Source organism: Bacillus sp. FF-1, assembly GCF_028548245.1.
GTDB lineage: Bacteria > Bacillota > Bacilli > Bacillales > Bacillaceae_G > Bacillus_A > Bacillus_A paranthracis.
In genome coordinates, this window is sequence record NZ_JAQQGG010000002.1 from 150,969 (window position 1) to 170,125 (window position 19,157).

The window sequence follows — 19,157 nt, forward strand, 5'->3', positions numbered from 1 at the left end:
AAAATGATATTGGTATTTAGAAGGAGAGAGTTTACATGATAGAAAGTAAAGTTGTAGATTCTATACCGATTTTGAATGAGAATGATTGTCAAATATGGTGGGGAAGAATTTCGGATTTACAATCATGGCATTACAATTTACTAAATGATGTTGAACGAGAGAAAGCAAATTCATATCATCATTCGGCAGATCGTGCTCGTTTTATAATCGGTTGTGTAATTAGTAGATTAGTTCTAGGTAAAATACTTTCTATGTCACCAGTTCAAGTGCCAATTGATAGGCTGTGCCCAGTATGTAAGTTACAACATGGTAGACCACAATTACCAGAGGGGATGCCGCAGTTATCGGTTTCACATTCGGGTGAGTGGGTTGTAGTTGCATTTACAAAGTCTGCACCTGTAGGCGTTGATGTTGAACAAATGAATCCAGATGTTGATGTTATGAAAATGGTAGAAGGCGTATTAACCGACATTGAAATAGCGCAAGTTATGAAGTTGCCAAATGAACAAAAAATAGAAGGTTTTTTAACATATTGGACTAGAAAGGAAGCTGTGCTCAAAGCGACAGGTGAAGGTCTAATGATTCCACCAGTGGATATTACTATATCAGCTCCAAATGATCCTCCAAACTTGTTAGTTTTTCAGGATAGACAAGAGTTAGTAGAAAATACAGTGATGAGAGATTTAAGGCCAAGTATAGATTATATAGCTTCAATTGCAATATGTAGTAAAGAAGTCACCGAAATCATACAGCTGGATGCAGTAGCGCTTTTAAATGATAAATAAGTTTAATTAAATATTTTATAGAAGAGGTGTTCCTCATGCTAGTAGCGGAAAATAGAACAAATGAATCCACTTATAATGTACAAGCAATTAAAAATATTTTATTTTCTGGAGATACATCATCTATTCATGCTTTAGAAAAGTTATTGAATGATACAGTTCAGTTTGATGTTCTAGAACAAGAGGTGCTGGATAGACAGTATATCCCGAAAGAAGCAAAGAGTTTCTTTGATAAAAACGGAACATTTCTTTACCGTGTATCCAATATTAGTTATAAAGGGAAAGTATTATCTGAAAATCTCATTTTTGCGGATACCTCGTTTTTACCAAATACAATAAAGAGGGAGCTAGAGAGTGGAAACATTCCAGTTGAAAAACTTATAGAAAAGATGGAAGTAAGAAGGAACGTATTATATGAAGGATATCAGCCTTCTGGGAATATTATTGAATTATTTGATGGATGCTCTGTTTCGGCGCATGTGTATCCAACAAGAAAATATCAAATTGTAAGTAACTGCAGATGCATATTTTATATTTGCGAGGTGTATCATGCAGAAAATATAAAGCAATTACTAAATTAAAACAAGAAACCAGCCTATAAAATGGCTGGTTTCTTGTTTATTTCACAGCTTCTTTTAACTCTTTACCTGCTTTAAATGCAGGAACTTTACCAGCAGCGATTTGAATTTCTTCGCCGGTTTGTGGATTACGTCCTGTACGAGCAGATCTTTCACGCACTTCAAAAGTTCCAAAGCCGATTAATTGAACTTTATCGCCAGACTGTAATGCAGTAGCAATTGTGTCAAATACAGATTGTACAGCTGCAGAAGCATCCTTTTGAGAAATATCAGCTGATTGTGCGACATTTTTAATTAATTCTGTTTTGTTCATGTTTTCACCTCATAAAAAAATTTTTTGGAATGAATGATTTAGTATAATAGATAGTAAAGATAAAGCTATTTATATTGTTAGAAAGAATGCTATATAGTTATGTTAATTTCGTTGCAAGAAACTGAATCCCTGCTAATATTTAGGGATTAATTAAGAATTGATGCATAGAAAACGCTGTAATATGAGGATGAGGGGGAGTATACAGATGATTTTTCGTGAAAAGGATGAGAAAGAAAGTATATTAATTCGTCAACATGATCATGGTTTTTTAGCTGGAGAGATTGCGAAGCATATAAAAGAAGATTTTTTTGAAGATGACACATATTTAAAAGAGACAATTGATGCAATATATGAGCATGATAGAGGATGGATAGAACTTGATAAAGTACCAATTTTAAATGATGCTAAAAATATTCCATATACTTTTATGGATTGTCCAAGTTCATTACGCTTTGTCTTTTATACGATTGGTTTGAATGAAATTGAAGATGCCAATCCATACGGAGCATTACTTTGTAGTAAGCATTTTTTATCATTTCCATTAAATGAGGAAGATGAAGAAATGATGTCATTTTATACAGGGGAATTGGAACGACAAAAAAGAATATTGACGACGCTAACAAAAGAGCAATTTGTGATGTTCGATAAGCATTATAGATTATTAAAGTTTTGCGATGAACTTTCTTTATATGTCTGTATGAATAAACCGGGTGTAGAAAAGGAAGAGGAAATTGATTTGTTTAAAGATGGTTTTGAAGGAACAGAAATGTTTAATAGTAAGGAGGAGAAACCTATACAAGCTGAATGGGTGGACAAGGAAACAATTCGGATTACACCGTTTCCATTTCAAACGGAATTTCATACGTATGTAAAATATAAAACTATAAATAAACAAGAAATTGAAGAAAAAGGAATTGCAAAAGCTGATAGAGAATCAGAAATAAAGAAACAAACTATTCGTTTCATACAATAAGGAGGCGATTTCGATTGAAAGAGTACATGTTAAAACAAGTGGATTACCATGCTTGGGCTAATCTACGATTATTCAATCGACTAAAAGAATTACCAAACTATGAGACGATTTTTACTGAACAGATGCAGAGTGTATTTCCATCAATCAAGGATACGTTTGCCCATATTTATATTACAGATCAAGTGTGGTTACACATATTGCATGGTAAAAGTATGAATGAAGCAATACAAGGCCGAGAAGATTTACGAAAACAAATGGAAAACAAATCGTTACATGAATTAGAAAAAATGTTTGAAAACATGGCAGATCAATATAAAGACTTTTTAAGTACAATACAAGATGTGAATGCTGTATTTGTTATCGAGAATCCATATGTAGGAAAATTAGAAACTTCAATTTTAGAGTTAGTACAACATGTCGTAAATCATGGTACATATCATAGAGGAAATATAACAGCGATGATTCGTCAACTTGGTCATTCGTCGACAATGATGGATTTTGTTCTGTATTTACATATGGTTAAAAAGCAGGGAGAGTAATATAGTTTATAAGAAGGAGAGGCTTTAGTTGTAGAAGTCTCTCCTTCTATTTTATTCCGCATGAATGGTAGATCAACTGATTAAAGTTTTACTTTATTTCTTAAGAAGCTTTATTTTCTTGTAATTGCTTCGCATATTGTACAGCTTTATATGCATTGACTCTACCGTTTTTCCAGTACGTACCTGTACCAGTAATTTTATCAGAAGTTAACTCAATAATTTGGCGAATTTGTGTATTGCTATATCCTTGATTTGCTAAAAGAGCAGCAACTCCTGCGACATGAGGTGTTGCCATAGATGTACCACTTAATGATTGATACGTGCTTCCTTTATAAGTAGAATATATATTTGAACCTGGTGCTGCAACATCAACCCAGCTACCATAAGTAGAAAATGAAGATTTCTTATCTAATTGGTCTGTAGAAGCAACTGCAATTACTTCGCTGTAATAAGCAGGGTAATTAGCTTTTGTATTTCCAGCATTTCCAGCAGCTGCAACTATAACAGAGCCTTTATTCCATGCATATTGAACGGCCTGTTGTAATGCAGTACCACCATTTGGAGCTCCTAAACTTAAACTAATTACTTTTGCACCCGAATCAGCAGCTTCTCGAATACCTTGCGCTACAGCATCGAGAGTACCACTTCCTTGATTATCTAATACGCGAACAGCATAAATGGAAGTTTGTGGGGCAACACCAGCAATTCCGACGCTGTTATTCGTAAGTGCTCCAGTAATTCCAGCGCAATGTGTACCATGACCATTCCCATCATCAGATGTATTGTCGTTATCAACATAATCATGCCCGTAAATTACTTTCGAAGCCAAATCAGGGTGTGAGCCTTGAACTCCTGTATCAATAATGGCTACTTTTACACCAGGATCACTTCGTTGGCTATCCCAAGCTTGTGGAGCTTGAATTTTTTGTAATCCATATTGATTTTTAAAATATGGGTCGTTTGGAGTCCAAAAGGCGTGAACGTAATAATTCGGTTCTGCATATTCCACATCTGGATTATTTTTATAACTCTTTATTTTTTCTTTTACAGTACCTTTTGAAAATTGAACGACTTCAAAACCTAACTTATCATCTTTAGATAAGACATTAGCTCCGACAGATTTATGAAAAGATTGCACATTACTTAAAGATGCATTTTGCTTGAACTTAACGATTAATTGGTTAGGAACGTAATCAGTAGATGATGTTTCAGCGCTTGAAGTATTCGTGTTAAAGAAGAAACCACCAATAATAAAAGACAAAACAGATAGGAAAACAATGATTTTGTTTTTCAAAAGATTTTTCCTCCCTTTTCTTGGATGAGTTTTTCAGCGACACTTTAATGTCGCATTCCTTTTCAACTATATAGTTAGACCATACGATTTATGACATTTATGTGAAAAACTTTTGGAGGAATAAAAAGGAGTAAACATTGATATAAATATATTTTTAATGATAGTAATAAAGTAAAAGAGGGGATGAAAAAAGGAATGCTCATCATGTATGAGTCATTCCTTTTTTCATAGATTAACTTGCCTGTTTTTTATTATTTTCTTTCAATTTCTCTGCTTGTAAAAAGCGATTCGTTTCAGCAACAACAATACCACTTAACCCAATAAGACCAATTAAGTTTGGAATCGCCATAAGTCCATTTGCAATATCCGCAAATGTCCATACGATGCCTAATTTTAAATTCGCACCAATAGCAATCATGACAATAAAGATTGCTTTATAATATTTAACAGCACTTTCTCCAAATAAATAAGCCACGCATTTCTCACCGTAATACGACCAGCCTAAAATAGTAGAGTAGGCGAATAAAATAATTGCGATACCAAGAATCATACTACCAGCAGTACCGAATACAGATTGAAACGCAAGTGTTGTAGCTTCAACCCCAGTTTTACCAGACTTCCATGCACCTGTAGTAATTAATACTAGCCCTGTAATTGTACATACAATAAACGTATCTAGAAAAGTACCAGTCATTGAAACTAAAGCTTGCTTTGCAGGGGAATCAGTTTTTGCAGCCGCCGCGGCAATAGGGGCACTCCCTAAACCAGCTTCGTTCGCAAATACGCCGCGCGCCATTCCAATTTGAATAGCTGATGCAACTGTTGCACCGATAAAACCACCAGCAGCTGCAGTACCATTAAACGCACCAGAAAAAATAAGTGAAAATGCTTCAGGAATTTGATCGTAGTGATAGAAAATAATGATAAGACCAGCAATGATATAAAAGAAAGCTTTAATAGGAACAACATATCCTGTTACTTTCCCAATTTTTTTTACACCGCCTAAAATAACGATAGCGATTAAAAATGACATTACTATACCAGTTAAAGCAGGAGGGAAAGAGAAATTAATTCGCATTGCCTCTGCAACTGAATTAGATTGCACCATATTCCCGATACCGAAAGAAGCAGTTGTACCGAATATAGCAAATAAAACTGCAAGCCACTTCTTACCTAAACCACGTTCTAAATAGTACATTGGTCCACCTGAATATTCACCATTTTCATTACTAACACGGTATTTCACCGCAAGAATTGCTTCGGCATATTTTGTTGCCATACCAAACAAAGCAGTAATCCACATCCAAAAGATGGCACCAGGTCCACCGATCGTCACAGCAGTTGCAACACCAGCTATATTTCCCATACCAATCGTTGCCGCCATAGCTGTCATAAGTGCTTGGAAGTGGCTAATATCTCCAGAGGAAGATGTATCTTCTGATTTTTTAAAAGCTAGTTTGTGAGCGTATAATAGTTTACTAAACTGTAAACCTTTTAAACGCACTGTGAGAATAATACCAGTACCAACGAGTAACAACAACGTTGGTAATCCCCACACATAGTGATTGATTTGTTCTAATACTTTACTTACTGTCTCCATCTTTATTCTCCTTTTTTAGAAAAAATAAAAACCACTTCAAGTAAATGAAATGGTCTCTGGAGAAACAAGGGATAGAAAAATAAACCGATACAAATCGGCATTTTCTTTCGCTTGTCTCTGTCCTTTTACCTGAGAGATTATCCGCTATAGTAGCGGATTTGCTCCTTCGGTGCTCGTTTTCCTCCGCGCTATTTAAAGCGGGAGGGAGTCTCTCCAGAGATTCGTCCCCATGCAGTTCTACTTGTAAACAAGACCTGAGAGTTTCAAAGTCGGTTAACAACTTTTTGCCCCGTCGGTAGATCAATAGACCTTCTCCTGAATGGTTCATCCGAATTATAAAATTAATAACCTATACGAATTGAATGTGTATAGAATCAATAAAAACATTATAGATATACAATTAATGAAATGCAATCATTTTTTATTTTAAAATAGTAAAGAATTCTATTTTTTCGAAAGTCCTAATTTCTCTTCAACTTCAGTTAAAGTAGATAAAGCGATGACAATATGTTGATCTGCAAGCCCTAAAGCATGTTTCGTATTTTCAATTGTTGCACTGTTTGGAGTAGAGTTAGTGGCTCCGTCTATAATTAAATCTGCCGCGTTTTTCATAAATTTAGAAGCAGCTTTAAACTCAGTTGTGAAATAAACTAGTTGTTCTTGTATTTGTACTTCCGATATATTTTCTTTAATTTTCAAAGTGTCTATTTCATTCATAATGTTTTCATATTGTTTGGAAACAGCATTCATTGTAACTAATAGTTTATTTCGATCTACTGAATCTCCAGTCGTATTAATCTCTTCCCAGGCAGGCAACCAATCTTTTTCGATGATGTCATTATAATTAGTAGTCAATTCATCGATTTTAGGTTGTAATTTAGTTTTGAAAATTTTTGTATCCACTGTTTCTACAGTTGCTTTTTCATTGTTATTTTTCACATTAGTAACGTAGAAAATCGTACCGAAAATGATGAAAATAGAAATAATAACTGACAATTTAGTAAAAAGTAATTTCTGCAATATGTAACGCCTCCAAAATTTAAAAACTTATAATTATAATATATAACAATGATGTTGTTTAAAGTAGAGAAAATTAAGTTGGAAAGTATATAAATTATTTATTTTATATACGTAAATAATTAAAGTTGGTAAAATAATGAAAGTTATATACGAGAAAAGAGGGTTTTTAGTGAAAATGAATAGAAGAAAACTAGTTTCAAGTATTTCAATGGCTATGTTATTAGTTGGTTTAATTGCATTCATATTTATGAATAAAGAATCTAAAATTAAAGGTTTTCCAGTACCAATGTCAGCAATTCATATTAACGATGATAATGAAGAGGACTATCAATATATAAGTGTAATGCCTATTACAAAGGCAAATGGATGGGAGAACTTAGGAGAAAACGGGCATACTGTTAGTTTTAAAAAAGGTGAGCGGAAAGTAACAGTATTACATTATCCGGGAGAACTTACGTATTATTTATTTGAAAAGTAAATGGAATGCCCCATAAACAATGAGGTTCCCCTAAGTTGTTTATGGTTATTTGTATTTTTAAAAAGAGGTTCAATCTATAAATAAGAAGGTGTTTTGTTTTATAAAAGAGAATAAAAATCGTATAGGAAAATAAAAGGAGATATATTCAATGGAGAAAGAAGCAATACGTGCGGTTGAGGAATATCGTAAAGATTTAAATGCTGGTAACATTGAGAAAATAAATAGTTGGGTATCAGATGATTTTATAGGTTACTTTGGGTATTACAGTGATAGAGACTATGAAGTATACCGAGGCGCTACATATAAAGAAGATAATATTGAAACATTAAAAAGTTATGAAGGACAAAAACCTTATTGGAAATATAAAGATCTAACACATATTTTAAGAACAGAGAATGAACTGATTTTATCTGCAATTGTAGATTTTTATTTGCAAGATAAAAAAGTAGCATCAGTTTTAGCGATGGAAGTTTTTAAGAAAGAAATGGCTGGGTGGAAGTTATATAGACAGCATATGGAAAGATATGCGTTATAATTTGAAAAATAAATGATGATAAAAGTGAAAGGATGTAAACGCCCTTATAAGAGTGTTTACATCCTATTTTTTTGTTTTTAATTCTGAATTATTAGAATTATAATATGCGTATGGAATAAAATAATTTTTTGTATGGAAGTGAGTTGATTATTTGCCAACTATAAAGAAAATAGGGCGCTTTTGTTTTACTGATGATGAGGGATATATTATAAATGATGCACATACTGAAAAAGTTCAACCTATATTTATGGAGGTAATACAAGAAATAAAAAATACTTGTTGTGAATTGTTACAGGATGATTTACACAGTGTTTATATAAGAGGCTCAATTCCAAGGGGGATTGGAATTGAAGGAATTGCAGATATAGATGTAATTATAGTAGTACGAAAGGATCCCAAATTAATAGACTTAAGTTGGCGAAAGAAACTAGAAGTTCAAAGTTTGCAAAAGTTTAATTGTATAACAGGAGTGGAATTGAGTTTTTACAGTGAAAAAGAAGTGATAAATTCAAAGAGTTTTTCTTTTATAAGCTTTATGATACAGACACATGGAGTATGTATATTTGGTGAAGATGTAACATCGTCTTTACCTAAATATAAAGTAAGTCAGGAGTTAGCCCATGAACACCTTATTCAACTGGGGAAACAAATTGGACAAGCACGCAAAGAGTTAATACATAATAAAGGCGTGGAAGATATAGAAGATTGTTGTCGTTGGATTATGAAGATAATAATCAGGTCAGGTCTGGCATTGACAATTGAGAGAGAAGGGCTTTACTCCAGAGACTTATATCCTGCCTATGAATTATTTAGTAAGCATTTTCCCGAACAAGAAAAAAATATGAGAAAGGCATTACAATATGTAATTGAACCGATAAATGATATAAATGAAATTTTATTATTTTTAAGTACGTTTGGTGAATGGCTGATAGAAAGAGCGGATGCTTTTTTGAATACTATAGATAACTAGAAGGATATAATTATGTTATGTAAACAAATAGGTGATCTAAGTGTTCGTGATTTTGCAGACTATTACGGGATTCCGAAAGACGTGGCAACAGGAAGTTCAAATGGATGTTTAACAGCGTATCTTTTAAAGTATCGTTGTTTGGAACAGAAAAGATAAATATGCGTGTTGAACAAGGATACGAGATGAAATGGTCCTCTTTAATACATATAAGAGCTGAAGAAATAGAGAGTAAAAATAATGTTCGTTTAGGGGAAAAGTAGAAAGTATTGCAGATGAGAAATGGAATGTAAGATAAGGGGGAATTAGATATGCTACTAAAAACAATCTATTGTAAGGTAGAAGAAGAGAAAAAGGAATTGTTTTCAAAAGCACAAGAAAAATGGCGTGATATACAGCATCTAGATGGTTTTTATGGACAATTTGGTGGATGGAATGAAAATGAGGCATGTGTATTTACTTTATGGGAAGATAGAAATGCATATCAATCATTTATGAATGGTGCTCACGATACAATTTATTTAAATAGTAATCAAGTGGATACGTTTCTTTCATGTGAAATCGAATTATTTCAAACATTGTATGATATAGCAGAAGTGCCTTTGAAAGACGTTGTTACAGAAGGATCCTTCGTAAGGGCGGCTGTATGTGATGTAAAGGAAGAAAAAGAAAAGCAATTTTTACATAAACAAGAAACAATTTGGAATAAAGGAATGAAAAATATAAAAGGGATGCTAGGTGGGGTAGTTGGGAAGTCTTTAAAAAATGAAAATCGTTACATCGTGTTAACTTATTGGAAAGATGGAATGGCGCATCAAAATTATGTAGAAGAGATTTTCCCTGAGTTGTATAAACTAGCTAATATTCATGAAGATATAGAAGATATAAGAGGTAAAGAAGCTGTATGTAAGGAAGAATGGTTTGTATATTAAGCACGGAAAAAGTGCATAAATGAATGTATAATAAAGATATTTTCTTATAAATAAGTAATTAATAGAAGACGTTATATACCCTTTCATGTTAATATATTTAAGTTATAATAGGAGGCTTACCCTTTTGTATTGTACGGTAGAAGCAGTGTGAGCTTGAAATTTTTTTAGAAAAGGATGTGCCTAATTTGCGTATCAATAAATTTATTAGTGAAGCTGGAAAAGCGTCTCGACGCGGAGCAGATAAATTAATTAATGAGAGAAGAGTAATTATTAACGGTAAGGTTGCAAAAATTGGTGACCAAGTGAATCCAGGTGATGATGTACGCGTAAATGGAGAGCAACTTCGCATTGCTCGAGATCACGTATATATCGCTTTAAATAAACCAGTAGGTATTACATGTACAAGTGAAAAATCAGTAAAAGGTAATATTATCGATCTAGTGAATCATCCATTACGAATTAGTCACATTGGACGTCTTGATAAAGACTCAGACGGTTTAATTTTGTTAACGAATGATGGTGATATCGTTAATGAAATTTTACGTGCTGAAAACAAACATGAGAAAGAATATATCGTTTCAGTAGATAAGCCAATTACACCTGATTTCTTAGAAAAAATGGCAGCTGGTGTGAAAATTTTAGGAACGAAAACACTTCCTTGTGAGATCACACAGTTATCAAAATATGAGTTCAAAATTATTTTAACACAAGGACTAAATCGCCAAATTCGTCGTATGTGTGAAGCTTTAGGGTATCAAGTATATACGTTAAAACGTACGAGAATTATGAATATTGAATTAAATAATTTACCAGTTGGACAGTGGAGAGATTTAACGAAGAAAGAGAAACGCCGTCTATTTGCAGACTTAAATTACGAACCACAAGAGTGGTAAAATTGAGAAGGAGAAACCAAAAATTTATTTTTGGTTTCTTTTTTTATTAAATAAAAATTTATTTTTAACACTTGCAAAAATAAAATGAATAAGATATAGTAAATAACAATTAATGGATGTAATTATAAAAGCAAAGAAAAGGACACGAGTTATTTTCCCCGGTTATACAGAGAAGGAAGGAAAGCTGAGAACTTCCTAACGCAGAAAAATAACTTACCACCTTAGAGCTGCACTAGGGAAACGAAGTATCTAGTGCCGTGTAAGCGACGTTATCGCAAAAGAAGCCATTATGTTTTTTGTGATGGGAATCTGGGTGGAACCACGGATATAAGCATATTCGTCCCTATTTTAGGGATGAATATGCTTTTTTGCATTCAATTTCATAATAAGCGAAGAAAAGGACACGAGTTATTTTCCCCGGTTATACAGAGAAGGAAGGAAAGCTGAGAACTTCCTAACGCAGAAAAATAACTTACCACCTTAGAGCTGCACTGGGGAAATGAAGTATCTAGTGCCGTGTAAACGACGTTACCGTAAATGAAGCCATTATGTTTTTTATGATGGGAATCTGGGTGGAACCACGGGTATAAGCACGCTCGTCCCTATTGTAGGGATGAGTGTGCTTTTTATTATGAAATGGAGAGATGAAAAATGAAAGAACAAATGATTGAAATTAAATTTCCAGATGGTAGTGTGAAAGAATTTGTAAAAGGAATTACTTTAGAAGAAATTGCGGGATCCATTAGCAATAGTTTAAAAAAGAAAGCAGTCGCGGGGAAAGTAAATGATGGGTTATATGATTTGCGCCGTAATATTGAGGGAAATGCGGAAGTAGAAATCATTACTTTAGATTCAAATGAAGGTGTAGAAATTGCAAGGCACTCTGCGGCACATATTTTAGCACAAGCTATAAAAAGAATTTATGGTAATGTAAACCTTGGTGTAGGACCGGTTATTGAAAATGGATTTTATTATGATATGGACCTTCCAAGTAGTGTAAACGTAGAAGATTTACGGGAAATTGAAAAAGAAATGAAAAAGATCATAAATGAAAATATAAAGATAGAACGAGTTGAGGTTTCTCGAGAAGAAGCAGCTAAACTGTTTCAAGAAATGAACGATCGCTTGAAATTAGAACTTTTAGAAGCAATTCCTAGTGAGGAAAGTGTAACACTATATAAGCAAGGTGAATTTGTAGATTTATGTAGAGGACCACATTTACCATCTACAGGTTATTTGAAAGCCTTTCAATTAACTCACGTTTCCGGTGCATATTGGCGAGGAGATAGTAACAATCAAGTGCTTCAGCGCATATATGGTGTTGCATTCTCTTCCCAGAAAGAATTAGAAGAGTATTTACATTTCGTTGAAGAAGCAGCAAAAAGAAATCATCGTAAATTAGGGAGTGAGCTTGAGTTATTTATGTTTTCTGAAGAGGCTCCGGGAATGCCGTTTTATTTACCGAAAGGTCAAATTATTCGTAATGAATTAGAAGCTTTTTTAAGAGAAATTCAAAAAGAATATAATTATCAAGAAGTACGCACTCCATTCATGATGAACCAAGAAGTATGGGAAAGATCAGGGCACTGGGGACATTATAAAGATAATATGTATTTCTCAGAAGTGGATAATAAAAGTTTTGCATTAAAACCAATGAACTGCCCAGGTCATATGTTAATGTTCAAAAATAAATTGCATTCTTATCGCGAATTACCGATTCGTATGTGTGAGTTTGGTCAAGTACATCGCCATGAATTTAGTGGGGCGTTAAACGGATTATTAAGAGTACGTACTTTCTGCCAAGATGATGCACATTTATTTGTAACTCCAGAACAAATTGAAGATGAAATCAAATCTGTAATGGCGCAAATCGATTATGTATATAAAACTTTTGGATTTGAATATGAAGTAGAACTTTCTACTCGTCCAGAAGATTCAATGGGTGATGATAAGTTGTGGGAACAAGCAGAAGCGGCGTTAGCAAATGTATTACATTCATTGAATTGTAAATATAGACTAAATGAAGGTGACGGTGCATTTTACGGACCGAAAATTGACTTCCATATTAAAGATGCTTTAAATAGAAGTCATCAGTGCGGAACAATCCAGCTAGATTTCCAAATGCCCGAAAAGTTTGACTTAAATTATATAGATGAGAAGAATGAAAAGAGAAGACCAGTTGTCATTCATAGAGCAGTATTAGGATCTTTAGACCGATTTTTAGCAATATTAATTGAGCACTTTGGTGGTGCATTCCCGGCATGGGTGGCACCAGTTCAAGTGAAAGTCATTCCAGTTTCGAATGCAGTCCATGTACAATACGCAGATGAGATTGTGGATAAATTAGCACAAGCTGGTGTTCGTGTCGAACGAGATGTACGAGATGAAAAATTAGGATATAAAATTAGAGAAGCACAAATGCAAAAAATTCCTTATGTACTTGTTATTGGGGATAAGGAAATGGAGAACGGAGCTGTAAATGTACGTAAATATGGGGAAGAAAAATCAGAAGTTGTTGAACTAAATGGATTTGTGGAAAGTATGAAAGAGGAAATAAATAATCGGAAATAGAGTTTAAAGAGAAAACACACCAATTCATAATGGTGTGTTTTCTTTTTTACCTTACAAAAATGTAAGGTAAATGTAAGCGAAATCGAAGGAACGAGTTGTAGAAAGATGAGAATATGAAGTAGGAAATAGGTTCATGTTATCTGTATAACCTTTTTAGTTTGAAGAATTAAAAAATTCTTAAGAATTTACATGAGAAAAAGATAAGAAATGTGTGAGAAATTAAATTTATACAAAAGGGATGGAGTGAAAGAGATGTCAACAAATGTAGTTACTGTAGAAAGTGTAGAAAAAACGTATGGGAAAAGAAATGAGAATCAGTCAAAAGCATTAAGGGGTGTGTCATTAAGTATTAAAGAAGGGGAATTTGTAGGGATTATGGGTCCTTCTGGATCTGGAAAGACGACTTTACTGAATGTGATTAGTACATTGGATCAAGCGACAGGTGGCAGTGTGACGATAGCTGGTACAAATATTACTTCTATGAAGGGGAATGCATTATCAGATTTTCGATCTCAAAAATTAGGGTTCATCTTTCAAGATTTTAACTTACTAGAAAACTTATCAATTTATGAAAATATTGCTTTACCACTTTCTCTGCAAGGTGTACCTTCAAGTGAGATTACTGGAAAGGTAAATGAGGTGGCGAAGAAATTAGGAATTACTGAAATTTTAACAAAATATCCAACTGCTGTTTCTGGTGGACAAAAGCAAAGAACAGCGGCAGCACGAGCTTTAGTACATAATCCAGCAATCGTATTAGCAGATGAACCGACAGGAGCACTTGATAGTAAAAATGCAAAAAGCTTATTAGAAGCGATGCAAGATTTACATGAAAATCACAATGTAAGTATTTTGATGGTTACACACGATGCATTTAGTGCGAGTTATTGTGAGCGTATATTATTTATTCAAGATGGTCTTCTATATAAAGAATTAAAGCGTCAAGGAACGCGAGAAAGTTTCTATCAAGACATTTTAGGTGTGCTCGCTCATATGGGCTCAGCTGCTGAGTCTAAGTAGGGGGCGAGACTATGTTATTCAAATTATCACGTCATAGTATGAAAAAGATGTTAAAAGATTATATGGTTTTACTTATCGGTCTCGTTATTAGCATTAGTATTTTCTACATGTTCCAAACGATGGCGATGAATAGTGAATTTACGAAAGATAATAGTCTCATTAGTAGTATTAGACTCGTATTTTGGGTAGGTGCAATACTATTATCTTTCATTACTGTATTTTATATTATATATGCCAATTCTTTCTTACTCACATTAAGAAGAAAAGAACTCGGTATGTACATGATGCTCGGAGCGAAAAAGAAAAAAGTAGCACAGTTATTATTTATTGAAACATTCGGTATGGGTATTGTTAGTATTATTATCGGGATTTTAGTAGGGATGTTACTTGCAAGTGTAGCAGGAAATTTTTTAATGAATGGTATGGAAATTTCAGCAAAGGGTAGTTATTCATCTGTATATACACCAGCAATCATAGTTACAGCTATATTCTTCTTAATATTATTTTTTATTACTGGTTTAATGAATAGCATCCGTTTATTACGTAAAACAGAATTAGAATTAATACGTGAAGATGAAACACTAGATGAAGTGAAGAAAAGTAAAACTCGCATTATTATAATGACTGTACTTGGTGTATTACTAGTAAGTACAGGGTACTATTTTATGATTAACGTAAAAATATATGCTGAATTTGGTTTTATAATAGCGACAATCGTTACAACGCTTGGAACATATTTTATCTTTAGTTCATTGCTCCCATTTTTTGTGATGAAAATTAAAGGGAATAAAAAGCGAAATGAAACGGGCTTAAATAGTTTTACATATGCACAGCTACGCTTTCGAGTAAATAGCTTATCGAGAGTATTAGGTACTGTAGCAATGTTAATTGCATTAGGCGCAGGTGCGATGACTGCAGGTATGGCATTCCAAAAAAATGTAGGTATTATGACAGACTTCTCACGTGTATATGATGTCGTAATTCATGATCCAAATGAACAAGATACAGCTGCATTAAAAGAAATGGAAATTGTGGAAGAAAGCCAGTACAAGTATAAAGTAGATGGAGAAGCGGTTTATTACTTACGTAACGATTTAACTGCGAAACCGCCACTTGTTTCAGACCACTTTGATACAAAAACTTTAAAAGAGCCTGTTCGTAAACGTGTGACTGAACCTTTAACTGAACCTGTATATTCTGCTTTAGAGGCTCCTGAATCAGCAAAATTCCCTCGTATGCCGAGGGATTGGGAAGATGCAATTGTAAGAGAAATACAAATTACACATAATCAATTTAACGGAAAACCTGTAAGAATTGCAGATGAAGCACATTATAAAGGAATTCAAGGAACAGAACACACTGTAACATTAGCAAAAGTAGATGATATGAAAAAGTATAAACCGTTGTTGATCGAAATAGATAAGAGACAAAAAGAACAAATTGAAAAAACAACAGGTACAAAAGTAGACTTATTTACGAAAATGACAATTTATCAATTTATGAACAGCTTCATGAGTGGAACAATGTTTATGGGATTTTTCCTCGGAATTGCATTTTTAGCAATGATGGCAAGTTCCCTTATGTTCAAAATATTAACAGGTGCTTCTCGTGACGTACGACGTTATGAAATGTTACGAAAAATTGGTGTGAGACGTAGTATGTTAACGAAAAGTATATATAAAGAAATTTCATATTTATTTATCTTCCCAGCGATTATTGGTATTTCCCACGTGTTAGTAGGGCTTAACTTATTCAGCTTTATATTAGTTGACCCGTTTGTGAAAGTGTGGGTGCCAATAGGAATCTTCTTAGTCATTTATTTCATCTATTACTGGATAACTGTTCAACTTTATAAAGGTATGGTAATGCCGAAAGAAGAAGTAGCTAAATAGTTTATGAAAAGAGTCCTTGTTTGAAAACAAGGGCTTTTTTCTATATTTGTAATACCTGTGATTAAGTTTTTCTACGATTAATGTATTGAAAATTAAGAAAATATTAAGAGTTTATATAGCGGAATGTTAAGAAGTGTATGGGATATTATTAATGTAGTTTTATAGAATTAAATTGTTATTTTTACAAATTTATAAGAAAGGATATATCCTATGAAGAAGATAAAAAAATTAATAACATTTATTGGAGTCATAACTACACTAACATTAATCGTAGCACTAGTATTTCCTACATGGACTTCGCAAATAAAAGGAAAAAACAGTATAAGTACATTAGAACAAATAGAGATAAATGGAAGTAGTCATGAAATTATGATACGCGGCAAAGATAAGAACAATCCAGTTATTATTTTTGTACATGGTGGACCTGGTTCTTCAGAAATACCATATGCTCAAAAGTATCAAAAATTATTGGAAGAGAAATTCACCGTAGTTAATTATGATCAAAGAGGAAGTGGGAAATCGTATCATTTCTTTGAGGACTATTCAAATCTTACATCAGATCTTCTTGTAGAGGATGTATTAGCTATGACAGAGTATATTTCAAAACGTATGGGAAAAGAAAAGGTAATATTAATTGGTCATTCTTACGGTACATATATTGGAATGCAAGCTGCTAATAAAGCACCTGAAAAATACGAAGCGTATGTTGGGATAGGGCAGATGAGTGATACAGTAGAAAGTGAAATGGATAGTTTAAACTATGTAATTGAACAGGCACAAAATGCTGGGAATACAGATGAGGTTTCCTATTTAAATGGATTGACTGAAAAAATTAAAAATGGCGATACATACACTCCGCGAAATTATGTTGCGAAATATGGTGGAACATCAAGACTCATTGAAAATCCAAATGGTGATAACATCGGGATGTTACTTAGTAATGAATATAACTTGTTTGACGTAATTCGTTATAACGTTGGATTATCACACTCTCAGACTGTCTTATTAGAAAAAGATTTAAAGAATCCATTACCTACTAAGGTGAAGAAACTGAAGTTACCGTTTTATTTCCTTATGGGGAAATATGACTATAATACTTCATTTCATGCGGCAAAAACATATTTTGATACGATTGAAGCAGAGAAAAAAGAATTTATTACTTTTGAAAAATCCGCGCATTATCCGCAATTTGAAGAGAAGGAAAAGTTTTATGAGTGGATGTCCGATACATTTGTAAAATAAATAAAGTGTATCCAAACTATAGAGAATTAAAAAGTTAGCGAGATATATCATTACATGAAGCGAAGTTAAATAAAAAAGACTCTTGTATAGATAACAAGAGTTTTTTTATTGTTCTTTATATAGAAGGAAAAGATTGGATAATGGTCGAAAAATATAATATAACTTCCGAGAAATGACTAAAATAATACTATTTTGTCGAGAGAAAGGATACGAAATATGAAAGAAATGCTACAGTTATTTCGCAACAAAGTGTATGCACGATTTTTTCTAGCGAATATTTTAGAACGACTCGGTTCTATGATTGCTGGAATTTCTTTAATGTTTTACTTGTTAGATCAATACGGAAAACAACCAGTTTACGCAACAATGACGCAAATTATGATTGCGTTACCTGCATTAATCTTTTTTCTATTAGTAGGGACAGTAGTGGATCGTTTTGATAGACAACGTATTTGTACGATAAGTAATATATGTTGTTCGCTCTGTAATATTGGAATCCTAATTTCGCTTTATTACGGGATGATTATACTTGTCTTTATATTTTTGTTTTTGGAAAATGCATGTATACAATTTTTCTCTCCATCAGAACAGTCGATGATACAGGGAGTGGTTGAATCAGACCAATACGGTGCAGCAGCGGGTATGAATCAAATGGTAAATAGTTTGTATGCTTTGTTTGGTGTAGGAATTGCAACGATGGTGTACTGGACTTTTGGAATTTACGGGAGCATTTTAGTAAATACGCTCACTTTTATTATGAGTGGTATTTTGATTCAAACGATCTCCATTCCAGAAAAAGTTCGTTTACCAAATGGGAGAACAAAATGGAAAGAAGTTAATTTGAAGATGTTAATAACAGAGTTTAAAGAAGGGATCAAGTATATATACCAAAATGAAACTTTAAAAAAATTACTTTTAGGATTTATCGTGTTTGGTTTATTAAATGGTATTTTAAGCGTATCTACTACTTACATATTAAAATACAAATTGGCACCAGCAACGTATGAAAGTTTAGCAATGGTGGGCGGTGTAGTTGGAGGGATTTCATTATTAATTGGAAGTATAGTAGCAACGAGTATAGGTAAGAAATATGCTCCTAAACCTATTATTGTATTTGGTATGGCAGGTTCAGGGATCTTCTTCGGTATGTGTTACTTTGTAAATCACGTATGGTCTTTTTATGTATGTATCGCTTTTGCGACTTTCTTTTTACCGTTTATTAATGTTGCAATATCGGGCTGGATGTATGAAATTGTAGAAGAGTCATTCATGGGGCGTGTACAAAGCTTGCTTAGTCCATTAACGACAGGATTCCAGCTTTTATCTCTCGGGGCGATAGCGATGTTATTCCCAAAATGGATTCTTGCAGATACATTGTATATTATTTTATTTGGTTTATTATTGTTTGTTACATGTTTATATCAATCTATTCTACCAAGTGGGCAAAAGCAAGTACATACAGTAGCTAAAGAGATGTGATATATTTAGTTTTTTATTTCTGAATATTCTATCGTATGGTAAGGGGAAA

19 protein-coding genes, 1 riboswitch and 2 other annotated features are annotated in these 19,157 nt (G+C 33.3%); of the genes, 15 read left to right on the forward strand and 4 right to left on the reverse strand.

Translation table 11 applies throughout. The features are described from left to right. The first annotated feature begins 35 nt into the window (after positions 1 to 35). Positions 36 to 785: a 4'-phosphopantetheinyl transferase Sfp gene (sfp, locus tag PQF83_RS06145; protein ID WP_000572990.1), complete on the forward strand. Its 750-nt coding sequence runs from the start codon at positions 36 to 38 to the stop codon at positions 783 to 785. A gap of 35 nt (positions 786 to 820) precedes the next feature. After that, positions 821 to 1,363, forward strand: coding sequence for a hypothetical protein (locus PQF83_RS06150; protein WP_000959145.1), 543 nt, complete (start codon positions 821 to 823; stop codon positions 1,361 to 1,363). Between the two features lie 37 nt (positions 1,364 to 1,400). Here the strand turns inward: PQF83_RS06150 and PQF83_RS06155 are convergent, their stop codons facing one another. Beyond that, a complete protein-coding gene (locus tag PQF83_RS06155; protein ID WP_001043907.1) occupies positions 1,401 to 1,673 on the reverse strand; it encodes an HU family DNA-binding protein in 273 nt (90 codons plus the stop codon). Positions 1,674 to 1,878: 205 nt separating this feature from the next. On the opposite strand from PQF83_RS06155, the gene PQF83_RS06160 reads away from it, so the two are divergent. Next, the gene (locus PQF83_RS06160) at positions 1,879 to 2,646 is read left to right on the forward strand and encodes a DUF3891 family protein (RefSeq protein WP_000577261.1); all 768 of its coding nucleotides are present in this window, start codon (positions 1,879 to 1,881) and stop codon (positions 2,644 to 2,646) included. Positions 2,647 to 2,660: 14 nt separating this feature from the next. Beyond that, positions 2,661 to 3,185, forward strand: a complete 525-nt coding sequence (locus tag PQF83_RS06165; protein ID WP_000666447.1) for a DinB family protein — start codon at positions 2,661 to 2,663, stop codon at positions 3,183 to 3,185. Positions 3,186 to 3,285: 100 nt separating this feature from the next. Here the strand turns inward: PQF83_RS06165 and PQF83_RS06170 are convergent, their stop codons facing one another. The 3 genes from PQF83_RS06170 to PQF83_RS06180 all read right to left on the reverse strand — a co-directional run bounded on the left by PQF83_RS06170 (position 3,286) and on the right by PQF83_RS06180 (position 7,099). Beyond that, positions 3,286 to 4,479 (reverse strand): S8 family peptidase, encoded by a 1,194-nt coding sequence (locus tag PQF83_RS06170; protein WP_000790930.1) that lies wholly within the window; start codon positions 4,477 to 4,479, stop codon positions 3,286 to 3,288. A 232-nt stretch (positions 4,480 to 4,711) separates the two neighbouring features. Beyond that, a complete protein-coding gene (locus PQF83_RS06175) occupies positions 4,712 to 6,079 on the reverse strand; it encodes an alanine/glycine:cation symporter family protein (protein ID WP_000451019.1) in 1,368 nt (455 codons plus the stop codon). Between the two features lie 107 nt (positions 6,080 to 6,186). Continuing rightward, a riboswitch (glycine riboswitch) is annotated at positions 6,187 to 6,306 on the reverse strand. A gap of 217 nt (positions 6,307 to 6,523) precedes the next feature. Then, a complete protein-coding gene (locus tag PQF83_RS06180; RefSeq protein WP_001170861.1) occupies positions 6,524 to 7,099 on the reverse strand; it encodes a hypothetical protein in 576 nt (191 codons plus the stop codon). 133 nt (positions 7,100 to 7,232) lie between these two features. Here PQF83_RS06180 and PQF83_RS06185 point away from each other — a divergent pair, with 133 nt between their 5' ends. The 11 genes from PQF83_RS06185 (at position 7,233) to PQF83_RS06235 (ending at position 19,108) form a co-directional block, all read left to right on the forward strand. Next, the gene (locus PQF83_RS06185) at positions 7,233 to 7,577 is read left to right on the forward strand and encodes a hypothetical protein (RefSeq protein WP_140158722.1); all 345 of its coding nucleotides are present in this window, start codon (positions 7,233 to 7,235) and stop codon (positions 7,575 to 7,577) included. Between the two features lie 148 nt (positions 7,578 to 7,725). Then, the gene (locus tag PQF83_RS06190; protein WP_000409891.1) at positions 7,726 to 8,112 is read left to right on the forward strand and encodes a DUF4440 domain-containing protein; all 387 of its coding nucleotides are present in this window, start codon (positions 7,726 to 7,728) and stop codon (positions 8,110 to 8,112) included. Positions 8,113 to 8,263: 151 nt separating this feature from the next. Next, positions 8,264 to 9,082, forward strand: coding sequence for a hypothetical protein (locus tag PQF83_RS06195; RefSeq protein ID WP_001142118.1), 819 nt, complete (start codon positions 8,264 to 8,266; stop codon positions 9,080 to 9,082). Positions 9,083 to 9,094: 12 nt separating this feature from the next. After that, the gene (locus tag PQF83_RS06200) at positions 9,095 to 9,238 is read left to right on the forward strand and encodes a PhzF family phenazine biosynthesis protein (RefSeq protein ID WP_002080500.1); all 144 of its coding nucleotides are present in this window, start codon (positions 9,095 to 9,097) and stop codon (positions 9,236 to 9,238) included. Positions 9,239 to 9,390: 152 nt separating this feature from the next. After that, positions 9,391 to 10,011: a YdbC family protein gene (locus PQF83_RS06205; RefSeq protein WP_000925148.1), complete on the forward strand. Its 621-nt coding sequence runs from the start codon at positions 9,391 to 9,393 to the stop codon at positions 10,009 to 10,011. Between the two features lie 185 nt (positions 10,012 to 10,196). Next, positions 10,197 to 10,904, forward strand: coding sequence for a 23S rRNA pseudouridine(2604) synthase RluF (gene rluF / locus PQF83_RS06210; protein ID WP_001222168.1), 708 nt, complete (start codon positions 10,197 to 10,199; stop codon positions 10,902 to 10,904). Positions 10,905 to 11,028: 124 nt separating this feature from the next. Further along, positions 11,029 to 11,252 (forward strand) — a binding site (T-box leader). Positions 11,253 to 11,287: 35 nt separating this feature from the next. Further along, positions 11,288 to 11,511 (forward strand) — a binding site (T-box leader). Between the two features lie 44 nt (positions 11,512 to 11,555). Then, the gene (thrS, locus tag PQF83_RS06215; RefSeq protein ID WP_000663052.1) at positions 11,556 to 13,475 is read left to right on the forward strand and encodes a threonine--tRNA ligase; all 1,920 of its coding nucleotides are present in this window, start codon (positions 11,556 to 11,558) and stop codon (positions 13,473 to 13,475) included. 252 nt (positions 13,476 to 13,727) lie between these two features. Beyond that, positions 13,728 to 14,495 carry an ABC transporter ATP-binding protein gene (locus tag PQF83_RS06220; RefSeq protein ID WP_000106430.1) on the forward strand — a complete coding sequence of 256 codons (768 nt, stop codon included), beginning with the start codon at positions 13,728 to 13,730 and terminating at the stop codon, positions 14,493 to 14,495. Positions 14,496 to 14,506: 11 nt separating this feature from the next. After that, positions 14,507 to 16,387 (forward strand): FtsX-like permease family protein, encoded by a 1,881-nt coding sequence (locus PQF83_RS06225; RefSeq protein WP_000897876.1) that lies wholly within the window; start codon positions 14,507 to 14,509, stop codon positions 16,385 to 16,387. A gap of 210 nt (positions 16,388 to 16,597) precedes the next feature. After that, positions 16,598 to 17,629, forward strand: coding sequence for an alpha/beta hydrolase (locus tag PQF83_RS06230; protein WP_000721363.1), 1,032 nt, complete (start codon positions 16,598 to 16,600; stop codon positions 17,627 to 17,629). 207 nt (positions 17,630 to 17,836) lie between these two features. Continuing rightward, positions 17,837 to 19,108: an MFS transporter gene (locus PQF83_RS06235; protein ID WP_255256082.1), complete on the forward strand. Its 1,272-nt coding sequence runs from the start codon at positions 17,837 to 17,839 to the stop codon at positions 19,106 to 19,108. The last annotated feature ends 49 nt before the right edge of the window (positions 19,109 to 19,157 follow it).

Coding starts and splice junctions, on each gene's coding strand:
- PQF83_RS06160 (WP_000577261.1), top strand. CDS start 1,879: ATGATTTTTCGTGAAAAGGATGAGAAAGAAAGTATATTAATTCGTCAA.
- PQF83_RS06205 (WP_000925148.1), top strand. CDS start 9,391: ATGCTACTAAAAACAATCTATTGTAAGGTAGAAGAAGAGAAAAAGGAA.
- PQF83_RS06150 (WP_000959145.1), top strand. CDS start 821: ATGCTAGTAGCGGAAAATAGAACAAATGAATCCACTTATAATGTACAA.
- thrS (WP_000663052.1), top strand. CDS start 11,556: ATGAAAGAACAAATGATTGAAATTAAATTTCCAGATGGTAGTGTGAAA.
- PQF83_RS06220 (WP_000106430.1), top strand. CDS start 13,728: ATGTCAACAAATGTAGTTACTGTAGAAAGTGTAGAAAAAACGTATGGG.
- PQF83_RS06225 (WP_000897876.1), top strand. CDS start 14,507: ATGTTATTCAAATTATCACGTCATAGTATGAAAAAGATGTTAAAAGAT.
- sfp (WP_000572990.1), top strand. CDS start 36: ATGATAGAAAGTAAAGTTGTAGATTCTATACCGATTTTGAATGAGAAT.
- PQF83_RS06200 (WP_002080500.1), top strand. CDS start 9,095: ATGTTATGTAAACAAATAGGTGATCTAAGTGTTCGTGATTTTGCAGAC.
- PQF83_RS06175 (WP_000451019.1), bottom strand. CDS start 6,079: ATGGAGACAGTAAGTAAAGTATTAGAACAAATCAATCACTATGTGTGG.
- PQF83_RS06230 (WP_000721363.1), top strand. CDS start 16,598: ATGAAGAAGATAAAAAAATTAATAACATTTATTGGAGTCATAACTACA.
- PQF83_RS06155 (WP_001043907.1), bottom strand. CDS start 1,673: ATGAACAAAACAGAATTAATTAAAAATGTCGCACAATCAGCTGATATT.
- PQF83_RS06190 (WP_000409891.1), top strand. CDS start 7,726: ATGGAGAAAGAAGCAATACGTGCGGTTGAGGAATATCGTAAAGATTTA.